16 protein-coding genes are annotated in these 13,840 nt (G+C 69.7%); 11 read left to right on the top strand and 5 right to left on the bottom strand.

Annotation, left to right across the window (positions count from 1 at the left end):
* Positions 1–158 precede the first annotated feature (158 nt).
* The 11 genes from coxB (at position 159) to AC0IW9_RS07375 (ending at position 10,097) form a co-directional block, all read left to right on the top strand.
* On the top strand, positions 159–1,058 hold the full coding sequence (coxB, locus tag AC0IW9_RS07425; protein ID WP_471647581.1) for a cytochrome c oxidase subunit II: 900 nt from the start codon (positions 159–161) through the stop codon (positions 1,056–1,058).
* Positions 1,059–1,102: 44 nt separating this feature from the next.
* Positions 1,103–2,710, top strand: a complete 1,608-nt coding sequence (ctaD, locus tag AC0IW9_RS07420; RefSeq protein ID WP_471647580.1) for a cytochrome c oxidase subunit I — start codon at positions 1,103–1,105, stop codon at positions 2,708–2,710.
* Between the two features lie 82 nt (positions 2,711–2,792).
* Positions 2,793–3,719 carry a heme o synthase gene (locus tag AC0IW9_RS07415; protein WP_471647579.1) on the top strand — a complete coding sequence of 309 codons (927 nt, stop codon included), beginning with the start codon at positions 2,793–2,795 and terminating at the stop codon, positions 3,717–3,719.
* On the top strand, positions 3,716–3,868 hold the full coding sequence (locus tag AC0IW9_RS07410; RefSeq protein WP_471647578.1) for a hypothetical protein: 153 nt from the start codon (positions 3,716–3,718) through the stop codon (positions 3,866–3,868). Before AC0IW9_RS07415 ends, AC0IW9_RS07410 begins: the two co-directional genes overlap by 4 nt.
* 40 nt (positions 3,869–3,908) lie before the next feature.
* Positions 3,909–4,538, top strand: a complete 630-nt coding sequence (locus AC0IW9_RS07405) for a cytochrome c oxidase assembly protein (RefSeq protein WP_471647577.1) — start codon at positions 3,909–3,911, stop codon at positions 4,536–4,538.
* Between the two features lie 98 nt (positions 4,539–4,636).
* The gene (locus AC0IW9_RS07400; RefSeq protein WP_471647576.1) at positions 4,637–5,488 is read left to right on the top strand and encodes a cytochrome c oxidase subunit 3; all 852 of its coding nucleotides are present in this window, start codon (positions 4,637–4,639) and stop codon (positions 5,486–5,488) included.
* Between the two features lie 5 nt (positions 5,489–5,493).
* Positions 5,494–5,844 (top strand): DUF983 domain-containing protein, encoded by a 351-nt coding sequence (locus AC0IW9_RS07395; RefSeq protein WP_471647575.1) that lies wholly within the window; start codon positions 5,494–5,496, stop codon positions 5,842–5,844.
* Positions 5,844–6,530: an SURF1 family protein gene (locus tag AC0IW9_RS07390; protein WP_471647574.1), complete on the top strand. Its 687-nt coding sequence runs from the start codon at positions 5,844–5,846 to the stop codon at positions 6,528–6,530. Before AC0IW9_RS07395 ends, AC0IW9_RS07390 begins: the two co-directional genes overlap by 1 nt.
* Positions 6,527–8,005: a carboxypeptidase M32 gene (locus AC0IW9_RS07385; RefSeq protein WP_471647573.1), complete on the top strand. Its 1,479-nt coding sequence runs from the start codon at positions 6,527–6,529 to the stop codon at positions 8,003–8,005. Before AC0IW9_RS07390 ends, AC0IW9_RS07385 begins: the two co-directional genes overlap by 4 nt.
* Before the next feature lie 42 nt (positions 8,006–8,047).
* Positions 8,048–8,824 (top strand): hypothetical protein, encoded by a 777-nt coding sequence (locus AC0IW9_RS07380; protein ID WP_471647572.1) that lies wholly within the window; start codon positions 8,048–8,050, stop codon positions 8,822–8,824.
* Positions 8,825–8,924: 100 nt separating this feature from the next.
* Positions 8,925–10,097, top strand: coding sequence for a hypothetical protein (locus tag AC0IW9_RS07375; protein ID WP_471647571.1), 1,173 nt, complete (start codon positions 8,925–8,927; stop codon positions 10,095–10,097).
* Positions 10,098–10,107: 10 nt separating this feature from the next.
* On the opposite strand, the gene AC0IW9_RS07370 is transcribed toward AC0IW9_RS07375, so the two are convergent.
* From AC0IW9_RS07370 to AC0IW9_RS07350, 5 genes are all read right to left on the bottom strand, one after another.
* Positions 10,108–10,857 (bottom strand): SIR2 family NAD-dependent protein deacylase, encoded by a 750-nt coding sequence (locus AC0IW9_RS07370; RefSeq protein WP_471647570.1) that lies wholly within the window; start codon positions 10,855–10,857, stop codon positions 10,108–10,110.
* Positions 10,858–10,944: 87 nt separating this feature from the next.
* Positions 10,945–12,534, bottom strand: coding sequence for a GMC family oxidoreductase (locus tag AC0IW9_RS07365; protein WP_471647569.1), 1,590 nt, complete (start codon positions 12,532–12,534; stop codon positions 10,945–10,947).
* A gap of 34 nt (positions 12,535–12,568) precedes the next feature.
* Positions 12,569–13,177 (bottom strand): DUF938 domain-containing protein, encoded by a 609-nt coding sequence (locus tag AC0IW9_RS07360; protein WP_471647568.1) that lies wholly within the window; start codon positions 13,175–13,177, stop codon positions 12,569–12,571.
* Positions 13,174–13,530 (bottom strand): type II toxin-antitoxin system PemK/MazF family toxin, encoded by a 357-nt coding sequence (locus AC0IW9_RS07355; protein ID WP_471647567.1) that lies wholly within the window; start codon positions 13,528–13,530, stop codon positions 13,174–13,176. Before AC0IW9_RS07355 ends, AC0IW9_RS07360 begins: the two co-directional genes overlap by 4 nt.
* A complete protein-coding gene (locus AC0IW9_RS07350) occupies positions 13,527–13,775 on the bottom strand; it encodes a type II toxin-antitoxin system TacA family antitoxin (RefSeq protein ID WP_471647566.1) in 249 nt (82 codons plus the stop codon). The genes AC0IW9_RS07355 and AC0IW9_RS07350 overlap by 4 nt, the downstream gene beginning before the upstream one ends.
* Between the last annotated feature and the right edge of the window lie 65 nt (positions 13,776–13,840).

Raw genomic sequence — 13,840 nt, 5'->3', positions numbered from 1 at the left:
GGCGGTGGGCTCACTTGTGCGGTGTGGTGCAGCGCGACTATGGTCCGGCCGCGCCTCCGGCCCCCGGCAGTTCGGGGACGGTGGCGCGTCTCCCGGCCAGACGGGTCGGTGAGGCAGGCATCAGGCGGCGCGCGCGTGGCGCGCGGACGGGGCACGGGATGCGGCGGTTGATCGGGCGTTCACTCAAGACTTCAGCACCGGTGCTGGCCGGGCTGCTCGGAATCATGGCCCTGTTGGCAGGTCCGGCGGCGGCGCAATCCGCGGTCGGCGCGCCGCATGCCTGGGGCATGGGTCTGCAGGAAGCTTTCGGGCCGGTGAAGGAAGCGATCCACGACTTCAATAACCTGGTTCTGTGGATCATCATCATCATCTCGGTCTTCGTAACGGCGCTGCTGGCCTATTGCGTCTGGCGCTACCGCGAATCGGCCAATCCGACGCCGTCCCGCACCAGCCACCACACGATGCTGGAAGTGGCCTGGACCGTGCTGCCGGTGCTGATCCTGCTGATCATCGCCATCCCGTCCTTCCGCCTCATTTACTATGAGGACCGGGCCCGGGACGCCGACATCACCATCAATGTCCAGGGCCGGCAGTGGTACTGGCACTATGCCTATCCCGACAGCGGCGAGCTGGCCTTCGACAGCCGGCCGATCCCGACCGAGGACCTGAAGCCCGGCGACCTGCGGAACCTGACCGTGGATGAGCCGCTGGTGATCCCGGTGGGGGCCAATGTCCGCGTGCTGACCACCGGCCAGGACGTGATCCACAGCTTCTTCGTGCCCTCGCTGGGCGTGCAGAAGTACACCATCCCCGGCCGGACGCTGGAGACCTGGTTCCGCGCCGACCACGAGGGCACCTTCTACGGCCAGTGCAACCAGATCTGCGGGACCAACCACTGGTTCATGCCGATCGTGGTGAAGGCATTGCCGGCAGCCCAGTTCCAGGCTTGGCTCGAAGACGCCAAGAAGAAGTATGCCACGAACGAGGCCGCCCCGGCGGTGATCGTCGCCCAGCCGGCGGCCGTGGCCACCACGCAGCTTGCCGAGGCCAGCCGCTAAGGCGGCGGCATCGGTTGACACACCATAACGAGGCGGACGGACCCATGGCGACCGCGGACCATAGTCATTCCCACGCAGACGGACACGAACACCACGACCACACGCCGGGGTTCGTCGGGCGATGGCTGTTCAGTACCAACCACAAGGACATCGGCACCCTCTACCTGATCTTCGCGGTCCTCGCCGCGCTGGTCGGGGTCGGGCTTTCGGTGCTGATGCGGATGGAGCTGCAGCAGCCCGGCATGCAGATCTTCGCCGATGGCCAGGGCTGGAACGCCGTGGTCAGCGCCCATGGCCTGATCATGGTCTTCTTCGTGGTCATGCCGGCCATGATCGGCGGCTTCGGCAACTGGTTCGTCCCGCTGATGATCGGCGCGCCGGACATGGCCTTCCCGCGCATGAACAACATCAGCTTCTGGCTGCTGGTGCCGGCCTTCCTGCTGCTGGGTGCCAGCATGTTCGTCGGCGAGGGCGCCGGCGCGGGCTGGACGATCTATACCCCGCTGTCGGACATCCAGTACCACCCGGGTCCCTCGATGGACATGGCGCTGTTCTCGCTCCATCTCGCGGGTGCCAGCTCGATCATGGGCGCGGCCAACTTCATCACGACCATCTTCAACATGCGCGCGCCGGGCATGACCCTGCACAAGATGCCGCTGTTCGTCTGGTCGATGCTGGTCACCGCCTTCCTGCTGCTGCTGGCCGTGCCGGTGCTGGCGGGTGCGATCACCATGCTGATCACCGACCGTAACTTCGGCACCGCCTTCTTCAACCCGGCGGGCGGCGGCGATCCGGTCCTGTTCCAGCACCTGTTCTGGTTCTTCGGCCACCCCGAAGTCTACATCATGATCCTGCCGGGCTTCGGCATCGTCAGCCACATCATCAGCACCTTCAGCCGCAAGCCGGTCTTCGGCTACCTCGGCATGGCCTATGCGATGGTCGCCATCGGCGTAGTCGGCTTCATCGTCTGGGCCCACCACATGTTCACCTCGGGCATCGACGTGGATACCCGGGCCTACTTCATGGCCGCGACGATGGTCATCGCGGTGCCGACGGGCATCAAGATCTTCAGCTGGATCGCCACCATGTGGGGCGGCTCCATCAGCCTGAAGACGCCGATGCTCTGGGCGATCGGCTTCATCTTCCTGTTCACGCTGGGTGGCGTGACGGGCGTGAAGCTGGCCAATGCCGGCGTCGACGTGATCCTGCACAACACCTACTACGTGGTGGCGCACTTCCACTACGTGCTGTCGCTGGGTGCGGTCTTCTCGATCTTCGGTGGCTTCTACTACTGGATCGGCAAGATGAGCGGCCGGCAGTACCCGGAGTTCTGGGGCAAGGTCCACTTCTGGATGCTGTTCCTCGGCGCCAACCTGACCTTCTTCCCGCAGCACTTCCTGGGCGCCCAGGGCATGCCGCGCCGCTACCCCGACTATCCTGACGCTTTTGCCGGCTGGAACTTCCTGTCCTCGATGGGCTCCTACCTCTCGGCCGGTTCGATGCTCGTGTTCCTCTATGTCTGCTACCGCACCTTCACCTCGAAGGAGCATGTGGCCGACAACTACTGGGGCGAGGGTGCGACCACCCTCGAGTGGCAGGTCAGCAGCCCGCCGCCCTTCCACACCTTCGAGGAGCTGCCGCGGATCCGCTGATCCAGGCCAGCCCCGAGAATATCCGCAGCGCCACACCCGAGAGGGTGTGGCGTTTTGCGTTGTGCAGGCCTACATCGCCCGCATGAGCGACGTCACTGCTACCGCCCCCCTGCAACAGGACCTGTCCGAGGTCTCGGATTGGGTCACCCTTCTCAAGCCGCGGGTGATCTCGCTGGTGGTGCTCACCGGGGTGGTGGGGCTGCTGGTGGCGCCGGGGCACCTGCACCCGACCCTGGCCATCGCGGCGGTGCTCTGCATCGCGCTCGGCGCCGGCGCGGCCGGGGCCATCAACATGTGGTACGACCGCGACATCGACGCGGTGATGCGGCGGACCGAGCGGCGGCCGATCCCGGCCGGGCGGATCGAACCGGGCGCGGCACTGGCCTATGGCGTCGGGCTGGCCGCGGCCTCGGTGGCGATCCTGGGGCTGGCGACCAATTGGGTCGCGGCGGGCGTGCTGGCGCTGTCGATCGGCTTCTACGTCTTCGTCTACACGATGTGGCTGAAGCGGCGGACCTCGCAGAACATCGTCATCGGCGGCGCCGCCGGGGCCTTCCCGCCGGTGATCGGCTGGGCGGCGGTGACCGGCGACGTGACGCTGATGCCGGTGCTGATGTTTGCCATCATCTTCTTCTGGACCCCGCCGCATTTCTGGGCGCTGAGCCTCTGGGCCCATGCCGACTACGAGAAGGTCGGGGTGCCGATGCTGCCGGTGACGCATGGCGCCAAGGAAACCCGCAAGCAGGTGCTGGTCTATACGATCGCCCTGGTGCCGCTGACCTTGCTGCCCTGGGCGCTGGGCTTCGCCGGCTGGGTCTATGCCGCCTCGGCGCTGCTGCTGGGGCTGGAATTCCTGCGGCAGTCCCTGGCCGTGTTCCGCGACCGCCAGGACGAGGCCGGGCGCAGCCTGACCAACGACGTACCGGCCAAGAAGGCTTTCCGCTATTCGCTGCTGTATCTCGCGCTGCTGTTCGTCGCGCTGGCGGTGGACAAGGCGCTGCTCGGATGACCCCGGCGTCCAAGGTGGTCATGACGCCGGAACAGCGTGCCGACCTCGACCGCCGGCGCCGGCAGAAGAATTGGGCCGTGCTGGGCGTGCTGATCGCGCTGGTGGTGCTGTTCTTCTTCATCAGCACGGCGCGGGTCCTGCGCGGCTGAGGCTTGCCGCGGCGCGTCCCGCCGCCATCTGAGGCGCATCATGCAGCAGTCCCCCAAGGATACCCTCAATCGCCGCAACCGCCGTATGGGCCTGGCGGTGGGCGGCTTCGTGGCCGGGATGGTCGGCCTCGCCTTCGCCTCGGTGCCGCTCTACGACATGTTCTGCCGGGCCACGGGCTACAACGGTACGGTGCAGACCGGCGGTCCGGCCGCGCCTGGGGCGGGCGAGCAGGTGCTGACCATCCGCTTCAACGCCAATACCCAGCCCAACCTGCCCTGGCGCTTCCGGCCGGAGAGCCCGGCCATGTCGCTGCGGGTCGGCGAGGAGGGGATGGGCTTCTACAGCGCGGAAAACCTGTCCGGTACCGCGGTGACGGGCATCGCCACCTACAACGTGACCCCCGAGGTGGTGGGCAAGTATTTCCACAAGACCGCCTGCTTCTGCTTCGACGAGCAGACCCTGGCCGCCGGGCAGCGGGCCGACATGCCGCTGACCTTCTGGGTCGATCCGAAGATCGGCGAGGACCCGAATACCCGCGGCATCCGCACCATCACCATCAGCTACACCTTCTTCCGTAGCCTGGACGATGCGGAACGGTCGGGCGCGCTGGCCAATGCCGGGCCCCATGTCGGCGCCTATACCGGCCCGGCGCGCACGGCGACGCCGTAACCGGGCTTGATAAGCGATGGGTTTTGGGGATTGATGCGGCGCAACCGGCGGGGCCCTTCCTGGGCCCCGGCCTCGGTGGCACGACACCAGGACGCGCAATGGCCAGCTCCGACATGACGGCGACGGCGGAAGCCGCACCGCTCCACAAGCATCCCTACCATCTGGTGGATCCGTCCCCCTGGCCGATCGTCGCCAGCTTCTCGGCCGGCGCCCTCGTGCTCGGCATCATCCTGCTGGCGCATTACGGCATCCACTGGATGCTCTACCTCGGCATCGTCGGCGTGCTGGCGACCGCCTTCATGTGGTGGCGGGACATCGTCCGCGAGTCGCGGACCCCGGGCATGCATACCCCCGTCGTGCGGATCGGCCTGCGCTACGGGATGATGCTGTTCATCGCCTCCGAGGTGATGTTCTTCGTGGCCTTCTTCTGGGCCTATTTCCATTTCGCGCTCTATCCGGACCATGTGTCCGGCTCGGTCGCGGGTGCGGTCTGGCCGCCCAAGGGCGTGCTGACCTTCGACCCCTTCGGCCTGCCCTTCCTGAACACCATGATCCTGCTGCTGTCCGGCTGCACGGTGACCTGGGCGCATCACGGGCTGCTGCACAACGACCGCAGCACGGCGATCAAGGGCCTGGCCATCACGGTGCTGCTCGGCCTGTCCTTCACCACCCTGCAGGCGGTCGAGTATGCCGAGGCGCCGTTCAAGTTCACCGGCGGCGTCTATCCCTCGACCTTCTTCCTGGCGACGGGCTTCCACGGCTTCCACGTGATCGTCGGCACCATCTTCCTGTTCGTCTGCCTGATGCGCACCATGAAGGGCCACTTCAGCGCGCAGCGGCACTTCGGCTTCGAGGCGGCGGCCTGGTACTGGCACTTCGTCGACGTGGTGTGGCTGTTCCTCTTCATCTGCATCTACTTCCTGGGTGCGGGCGAGATCGCGGAGCACTGACCGGAATGACATCCCAGGCGGCTCCGCTCCTGCGGGTCGCCCTGATGGGCCGCTGTCCGCGTTGCGGCAGCGGCCCATTGTTTTCAGGGCTGCTGTCGATGCGGGAAAGCTGCCCGAATTGCGGGCTGGACCTGCGCCCCTTCGAGGCGGGGGATGGCCCGGCGGTCGCCGGCATCTTCCTGGTGGGCGCCATCGCGGTGATCGCCGCCCTGGTGGTGGACGTGAAATATGCCCCGCCGCTCTGGCTGCATGCGCTGGTCTGGCCGGGGCTGATCCTCGGCCTGTCGATCGGCGTGATGCGCTGGGCCAAGGGGGCGCTGGTCGCCCTGCAGTATCGCCAGCGGCGGGCCGGCTGATGCCGCGGCGCATCTGGCTGCCGATCCTGGCCAGCCTGCCGGTGCTGGCGGCCCTGCTCTGGCTGGGCACCTGGCAGGTGCAGCGGCTGCACTGGAAGACCGACATGCTGGCCCGCATCGCGGCGGCCGAGGCCGGGCCACCGGTGCCGCTGGCCGGCAATGCGCCGCCCTACAGCAAGGTGGTGGCGACCGGGCGGCTGGACCATGCGCGGGAGGTCCTGCTCGGGGTCGAGGTCCGCGGAACAGCGCTGGGCGGGCATCTGGTGACGCCCCTGCTGCGTGAGGGCATGCCGCCGCTGCTGGTCGACCGGGGCTGGGTGCCGCTGGAGCGGGACCGCGGGCTCGACCGGCCCGAGGGCGAGGTCGCCATCACCGGCTATATCCGCAGCGCCGATACCCGCGACTGGAACAGCCCGAAGGACGATTCCGCCGGGCGGCGCTTCTATGTCTTCGACCCGGCCGCGATCGGGGCGGCGCTGGGGTTGCCGCCGCCGGCGCCCTTCGGGCTGGTGGCGCTGGCGCCGCCGGGGGCGCCGGCCAGGACGCTGCCGGCCGCCGCGGCCAGCCTGCCGCGGCCGGACAATCCGCATCTGGGCTATGCGATCACCTGGTACGGGCTGGCGGCCGCGCTGGTCGGCGTGCTGATCGCCTTCCTCCTCCGTCGTGACCGGGAGCCTGCCGCATGAGTGACGCCTATGGCCGCCTGAAGGCGCGCTTCGCCCGCATCGCCACGCTCGGCGAGGCCAGCGCGATGCTGCACTGGGATGCCAGCGCGATGATGCCGCCGGGCGGCGGCGCGGCGCGGGGCGAGCAGCTCGCGGTGCTGGCCGGGCTGCGGCACGAGGTGTTGACGGCGCCGGTGGTGGCCGAGGATTTCGCCGCGGCGGTGGCCGAGGGCGAATGGGATGCGGCCAACCTAGCGCTGATGCGGCGGGCGCATCTCAGGGCGACGGCGCTGCCGACCGCGCTGGTCGAGGCGATGGAGCGGGCCAATGCGGCCTGCGAGAAGATCTGGCGCGAGGCCAAGGCCGCCGCCGATTTCGCCATGGTGCGGCCGGCACTGACGGAGGTGGTGGCGCTGCAGCGGGAGATGGCGCAGGCGCTGTCCGGCGTGCTCGGCCTGTCGCCCTATGATGCGCTGATGGATGGCTACCAGCCCGGCATCGGCGCGGCCGACGTGGAACCCGTGTTTGCCGCCTACGAGGCCTTCCTGGCCGAGGCGCTGCCGCGGGCCGAGGCGATCCAGGCCTCCCGCGGCGAGGCGCTGCCGTTGCCGGGGCCCTTCCCGGTGGCGATCCAGCAGGCGGTCTGCCGGGCGATGTCGCAGCGGGTCGGGCTCGACTACGGTCATGCCCGGCTGGACGAGAGCCTGCACCCCTTCTGCGGCGGCACCCCGACCGATGTGCGGATCACCACCTTCTATTCCGAGGCGGAGGTGGGCAAGGCGCTGCTCGGCGTGCTGCATGAGACGGGGCATGCGATGTACGAGCGCGGGCTGCCGGAGGCCTGGGCGCGGCAGCCGGTGGGCGAGGCCGCCGGCATGGCGGCGCATGAGTCGCAGAGCCTGATCATCGAGATGCAGGCCTGCCGGTCGGATGCCTTCCTCGGCTTCCTCGGCGGCGAGTTGCACCGGGCCTTCGGCGGCGATCCGGCGCCCTATCAAACCGCCAACCTGGCGCGGCTGTGGCGGCGGGTCGGGCGCAGCTTCATCCGGGTGGATGCGGATGAGCTGACCTATCCCGCGCATGTCATCCTGCGCTTCCGGCTGGAACGCGCGCTGATCGGCGGCGAGCTTTCCGTCGCCGACCTGCCGGGCGCCTGGGCGGAGGGCTTCCGGCGCCTGCTCGGCGTTGCGCCGCCGGATGACGCGCAGGGCTGCCTGCAGGACATCCACTGGCACGACGGGGCCTTCGGCTATTTCCCCAGCTATACCCTCGGCGCCATGGCGGCGGCGCAGCTCATGAAGGCGGCCCAGGCGGCGGTGCCGGGGCTGGAGGCGGCGATGGCACAGGGCGACATGGTGCCGCTGACGGGCTGGCTGCGGCGGAATGTCCACAGCCAGGGCTCCCGCCTCGGCTTCCAGGACCTGCTGCGGCATGCGACGGGCAAGCCGCTCGATCCGGCGGATTTCATGGATCATCTGCGCCACCGCTACCTGTAGCCGGCACAGCGAGGCATGATCCCGGAAACGGGGGAAATGCCGATGTCCTATCAGGTCAGCGCCTACAACCTCTCGGCCGCATCCGAGAACAAGATCCACGACGACACGGTGGCCAAGCGCTTCGGCTTCACCGGGGCGCTGGTCCCGGGCGTGGAGGTCTATGCCTATGCCTGCCATGCCGCGGTGGCGCGCTGGGGGCGGGGCTGGCTGGAGCGCGGGGCGGCGGAATGCCGCTTCCAGTCGCCGGTCTATGACGGCGACCTCGTGACCGTCGAGGAGACGGTGGCCGAGCATGGCATCGGCCTGCTGGTGCGGCGGGAGGCGGCGACCTGCGCCACCGGCCGAGCCTGGATGCCGCAGGACCCGCCCCTGGTGATGGGCGAGACGCGCTGGCAGGCGCCGCCGGCGCAGCGGCCGGCGGCCAGCGAGGACTCCCTGGCGCCGGGGCTCTGGCTGGGAACGCAGCCCTTCGAGGTGACGCCAACCCGGGCGGCAGAATACCTGGCCGCGGTACGGGAGGCGGAGCCGATCTATGCCGCGGAGGGGCTGGTGCATCCGGGCCTGGTGCTGCGGCAGTGCAACCAGGCGCTGGTGCAGAATGTGGTGCTGGGCCCCTGGATCCATGTCGGCTCCGCGGTGCGGAACCTGGCGGCGGCACGGGTCGGGGATGCGCTGACGGTGCGGGCGCTGGTAACCGCCAATACCGAGCGGAAGGGGCACAAGCTCGTCGAGTTGGACGCCTGGGTGCTGCGGGGCGATGGCGTGCCGGTGGCGCGCGTCGCGCATACCGCGATCTGGCGGCCACGGCAGGCCGCTTGAGACCAGGCTGCGCCGGCAGCCAAGCGGGAGCGGTCAGAAGGCAGTCACTATTTCGTGAGATGTGCGGGTTCTCGCCCCGCTCATCGAACGGATCAAGCCCGTGCCTGCGCTCAACCGGTTCCGCCTCCTCACCCTGCATGCCGCCCTGTTCGGGCTTTCGACCGCCATGGCCGGCGGTTTCGCCGGGGCCTATCTGCTGACCCTGGGCTTCAGCCTGCCGGCGGCGCTGGCGGCCTATGGCGCGCTGCTCGTGCTGCGCTTCGGCCTCCGTGGCCTGGCGATCGCCATCGTCCGGCGGGTCGGGATGGCCGGTGCGCTCCGGCTCGGCGTGCTGATCGGCGCGGTGGAATTCCTGCCCCTGCTCATGGCCGACAGCGCGCCGGGGCTGCTGGTCTGGATCCTGCTCGTCTCGCTGGCCGAGGCCATCTACTGGCCCGCCTTCCATGCCACCACGGTGGCGACCGTCGCCGGCGACGACAGCCTCGGCCGGCAGGTGGCGGAGCGGACCATGGTCACGGCGGTGGTGGCGGTTGCCGGGCCTTTGGCGGGCGGGCTGCTACTGGCCGGTCTCGGCGAGGCGGCGGGCTTCGGCATCGCCGCCCTGGTCGGGCTGCTCTCGATCCTGCCGGTGGCGCGGCTCGGCCGGATCGAGGCGGGGCCGGTGCCGAGCCTCGGCGAGGTGTTGCGCGGCATGGACCGCCGGGGCGTGGCGACCTTCGCCACCGATGGCTGGATCTCCTCCGGCCTCGCCTTCGTCTGGCCGATGGTGATGTTCGCCGCCATGGGCTCGAGCTATCAGGCCTTCGGCCTGGCCAATGCGGCGGCGGGGCTGGTCGGTGCCGCGGTCAGCCCCTGGTGCGGCCGGGCGATCGACCGCGGCCAGCGCGACCGCACCCTGGTCCTGGTCTGCATCGCCCTGGTCGCCAGCTTCGCGCTGCGCGCCGCCGCGGCCTGGTCGCCGCTGGCGGCGGCGCTGGCCAATGTGACCGGCGCGGCGATCTGCGGGCTCTATGGGCCGGTGCTCTACAGCGCGGTCTATGCCCGGGCCCGGCGGTCCGGCGCGCCCTACCGCTTCCACCTCGCGGCCGAGGCCGGCTGGGATTGCGGCGCCGCCTGCGGGCTGTTCGTCGCGGCGGGGATGGCGGCGGTGATGCCGGTGCCGTCGCTGGCGGTGCTGCCGGCCTCGCTCGGCATCGGCGCGCTCTATCTCTGCATCCGCACGCCGCGCCCGGCCCGGCCGGCCTTCCTCGCCGAGGGGGCGCGGCCGGTCTGAAGCGCGGGTATCAGTTGGTGCCGACCGCGCCGCCCAGCATCTCCCCGATGCCGCGGTGGATGACGAGGTCGGCGATCTCGTCGAGGCCGGTCTCCTGGTTGTTGACGATGGCCAGCCGTGCGCCGTTGCGCTTGGCCAGTTCGGGGAAGCCGGCGGCCGGATAGACCACCAGCGAGGAGCCCAGCACCAGGCAGAGGTCGGCGGCCAGTACCTCCTGCCGGGCGCGGAGCATCGGCGCTTCCGGCATGGACTGGCCGAAGCTGATGGTCGCGGTCTTCACCAGCCCGCCGCAGGCACGGCAATCCGGCACGTCGCCGTCGCGGGTGAAGGCGGCGTGGAGTTCGTCGAGCTCGTAGCGTTCGCCGCAGTCCAGGCAGGCGCCGTAGGTGGTATTGCCGTGCAGCTCGATGACCTTGGCCTCGGGGATGCCGGAGGCCTGGTGCAGCCCGTCGATATTCTGGGTGATGACGGCGGCGGCCTTGCCCTCCCGCACCAGCCGCGCCACGGCGCGGTGGCCGCGGTTGGGCTCGGCGGCGCGCATGACGGGGTCGGAGGCGAAGCGGCGGCGCCAGGCCTCGCGGCGCATGGCGGCGGAGGTGCAGAAATCCTGGAACAGGATGGGCTTCATCTGATCCCAGACGCCGCCGGGGCTGCGGAAATCGGGGATGCCGGATTCGGTGCTGATGCCGGCGCCGGTGAAGACGACCACGCGCTGGGCGGCGTCGAGGAGGGCGCGGAGGGCGGATATGTCCGGGTCCATGGAGGTCTCCGAAGGCAAGGTCGGGGGAAGGTATTCCCCCGAGCCCCCATCTATTTTTGTGAGTGAAGGCACGGCCGGGACAGGGTCTTAGGCATCCTCGCGGATCATCGCCGCGCCCTTCTCCCCGATCATGATCGTCGGTGCATTGGTATTCCCCGTCGTCAGCGTCGGCATGACCGAGGCGTCGATCACCCGCAGCCCGCCGATGCCGCGCACCCGGAGGCGGCTGTCGACCACGCTGGCCGGGTCCTCCCCCATGCGGCAGGTGCCGATGGGGTGGTAGATGGTGGTGCCCTCGGTGCGCATGAACTCCAGCAGCGCCTCGTCGTCCTGCACCTCCGGCCCGGGCATGATCTCGAAGGCGCTGTGCCTGGCGATGGCCGGGGCGGCGAAGATCGCGCGGGCCAGTTTCAGGCCGGATCGCATCACCTGCTGGTCGGAGAATTGGGCGAGGTAGTTGGGGCGGATCGCCGGCTTCTCGAAGGGATTGGCCGATTTGGCGAGGATGGTGCCGCGGCTGTCCGGGCGGGTCGGGCAGATGGCGCAGGTCATGCCGGGCTCGGTCTCCAGAACGCCGAAGACGTTGCGGGCATAGGTCGCCGGGGTGAACAGCAATTGCAGGTCGGGACTGGCGAGGCCCTCGCGGGAGCGGCAGAAGACCTGGGCGGTGGTGACGCCGAAGGTCAGCGCGCCGCGGCCCTGCACGGCGTAGCGGATCGCCTCCCCGGCCAGGCGCAGCCCGCGGGCGAGCTGGTTGGTGGAGATGGCGTCCTTCACCCGGTGCTGGACGCGGGCGACGTAGTGGTCCTGCAGGTTGTGGCCGACCTGGGGCGTGTCCTGGAGGACCTCGACGCCGATGGATTGCAGATGCGCGGCCGGGCCGATGCCGGAAACCTGGAGGAGGTGCGGCGAATTAACGGCGCCGCCGGAGAGGATGACTTCCTTCGTGGCGCGCACCTCGTGCTCCACCCCGTCGCGGCGGAAGCGGGCGCCGATGCAGCGGCGGCCCTCGAAGATGAGGCGCGTCGCCGGGGCATTGGTCTCGACCTTGAGGTTGGTGCGGCCGCGGGCGGCTTTCAGGAAGGTCTGCGCGGTGGAGGCGCGGAAGCGCCCCTGGCGGGTCATCTGCGAATAGCCGACGCCTTCCTGTTCCCGGCCGTTGAGGTCCTTCCGGAAGGGATGGCCGGCCTGCTGCGCCGCTTCGACGAAGCGGTGGGTCAGCGGCAGGACGGTGCGGTAGTCCTCCACCTTGAGGACGCCGCCCTTGCCGCGCACCGTGGGGTCGCCCGGGCCGTAATCCTCGGACTGGCGGAAATAGGGCAGGACGTCGTCGTAGCTCCAGCCGCGGCAGCCCATCTGCGCCCAGCCGTCGAAATCCGCCGGGTTGCCGCGGACATAGAGCATGCCGTTGATGGAGGAGGAGCCGCCCAGCACCCGGCCGCGCGGCCAGCGGATGGCACGGTCGCCGCTGCCCTGCTCCGGCTCGGTCAGGTAGTTCCAGTTGACCCGCGGGTTGTAGATCAGCTTCAGCATCCCGGCGGGGATGTGGATCCAGGGGTACCAGTCCGACGGCCCGGCCTCGAGCAGGGTGACGCGGGCGCCGGTCTCGCTCAGCCGGCTGGCGACGACGCAGCCGGCCGAGCCGGCGCCGATGACGAGGTAGTCGGTTTCCAGCATGGCTTTCTCTCCCCTTGGCGGGGAGGGTGGCGCATCAGGCCAAAGGGGGAAAGATGGTCTGGCGGAAGACCAGGGTCAGGTTGTCGGCGGGCATCGGCGTGACGGTGGGCGGGCCGAAGCCCTGCGCGGCGGCGGCCTCGGCCACGGTCTCCAGGTCGCGGATGCCCCAGGACGGATCGCGGGCGCGGAGGTCGGCGTCGAAGGCGATGTTGCCGGGGCCGGTATGGGCGCCGCCGCGCCGGTAGGGGCCGTAGAGGATCAGCGGGCCGCCGGGCGGGAGGCTGCGCGCGGCGCCGCGCAGCAGGCCGAGGGTCGCGGCCCAGGGCGCGATATGGATCATGTTGATGCAGATGAGGGCATCGGCCGCGGGCCAGTTGTCGCCGGTCGCATCCAGCGCCAGGGCGGGGCGGATGTTCGCCTGGCTGGCGGCCCAGGCATCGATGCTGGCGCGGGCCTCGGGGCTGGGATCGCTGGGCTGGAAGGTCAGGGCGGGGAGAGCGGCGGCGAAGTGGAGGACATGCTCGCCGGTGCCGCTGGCGACTTCGAGGATCAGGCCGGCGGCGGGGAGGTGGTCGCGCAGGATGGCGAGGATGGGGTCGCGGTTGCGCAAGGTGGCGGGGGCGTAGCGGCGGGGGTCGGTCATGCGAGACCGATGCAGAGGGCGAGACGCTCGCGGATCAGGTTGAGCTGCTCCGGCGTGACATGCGACGTCGTCGGCTTGATCCGCCGCTTAGAGGTGGTGGTGACATGGTGGGGCAGGGCGAAGCAGGGCTTGGTGCAGCCATTCTCGGACGTCGGTGCGATCAGCACGGCGAGGCCGACCGGGGCGAATTCCACGTCCTCGGTCAGCGGCACCAGGATGGTATTGGGGTAGCCCTGGTCGAAGAGCGACTCATCCTCGAGGACCACCGCCGGGCGGCGCTTGTTGGCTTCCTTCGGCAAGGCGCCGCGCCAATCCGCCACCACGATCTGGCCGGCCCGGAGCGGCAGGTTCACGGTGGGTCGATGATGCTGGTGGGAGTGCCCCAGAACTCGCAGAATTCCTGTGCTTCCGGCGAGGAGGCGATGTAGTCCGCGACTCGCTTGGTCTCGGCCCGGATGCGCTCCTTGCGGACCCGCTTCGCCTCCGCGGTGGCGATCTCCCGCACATAGGTCGCCAAGCCGATGCCACGGGCACGGGCAGCGGTTTCCAGCATGGCCTGGATGTCGTCGTCGAGGCGGATGGAGACCGGGGTACCCATGGTGGAGGCCTTGGTTGCTGCGCCGAATGTAGTTGGTCGGTGTAGTGGGTACAAGAACTACAGAT

The organism is Belnapia sp. AC561 (assembly GCF_979252845.1).
Note: the sequence above shows the minus strand (reverse complement) of the source record. Positions and strands in the feature narration are given on the sequence as shown.

Excerpts from the sequence above, each read along its gene's own strand:
- coxB (WP_471647581.1), top strand. The coding sequence starts at position 159 with ATGCGGCGGTTGATCGGGCGTTCACTCAAGACTTCAGCACCGGTGCTG.
- ctaD (WP_471647580.1), top strand. The coding sequence starts at position 1,103 with ATGGCGACCGCGGACCATAGTCATTCCCACGCAGACGGACACGAACAC.
- AC0IW9_RS07415 (WP_471647579.1), top strand. The coding sequence starts at position 2,793 with ATGAGCGACGTCACTGCTACCGCCCCCCTGCAACAGGACCTGTCCGAG.
- AC0IW9_RS07410 (WP_471647578.1), top strand. The coding sequence starts at position 3,716 with ATGACCCCGGCGTCCAAGGTGGTCATGACGCCGGAACAGCGTGCCGAC.
- AC0IW9_RS07405 (WP_471647577.1), top strand. The coding sequence starts at position 3,909 with ATGCAGCAGTCCCCCAAGGATACCCTCAATCGCCGCAACCGCCGTATG.
- AC0IW9_RS07400 (WP_471647576.1), top strand. The coding sequence starts at position 4,637 with ATGGCCAGCTCCGACATGACGGCGACGGCGGAAGCCGCACCGCTCCAC.
- AC0IW9_RS07395 (WP_471647575.1), top strand. The coding sequence starts at position 5,494 with ATGACATCCCAGGCGGCTCCGCTCCTGCGGGTCGCCCTGATGGGCCGC.
- AC0IW9_RS07390 (WP_471647574.1), top strand. The coding sequence starts at position 5,844 with ATGCCGCGGCGCATCTGGCTGCCGATCCTGGCCAGCCTGCCGGTGCTG.
- AC0IW9_RS07385 (WP_471647573.1), top strand. The coding sequence starts at position 6,527 with ATGAGTGACGCCTATGGCCGCCTGAAGGCGCGCTTCGCCCGCATCGCC.
- AC0IW9_RS07380 (WP_471647572.1), top strand. The coding sequence starts at position 8,048 with ATGTCCTATCAGGTCAGCGCCTACAACCTCTCGGCCGCATCCGAGAAC.
- AC0IW9_RS07370 (WP_471647570.1), bottom strand. The coding sequence starts at position 10,857 with ATGGACCCGGACATATCCGCCCTCCGCGCCCTCCTCGACGCCGCCCAG.
- AC0IW9_RS07365 (WP_471647569.1), bottom strand. The coding sequence starts at position 12,534 with ATGCTGGAAACCGACTACCTCGTCATCGGCGCCGGCTCGGCCGGCTGC.
- AC0IW9_RS07360 (WP_471647568.1), bottom strand. The coding sequence starts at position 13,177 with ATGACCGACCCCCGCCGCTACGCCCCCGCCACCTTGCGCAACCGCGAC.
- AC0IW9_RS07350 (WP_471647566.1), bottom strand. The coding sequence starts at position 13,775 with ATGGGTACCCCGGTCTCCATCCGCCTCGACGACGACATCCAGGCCATG.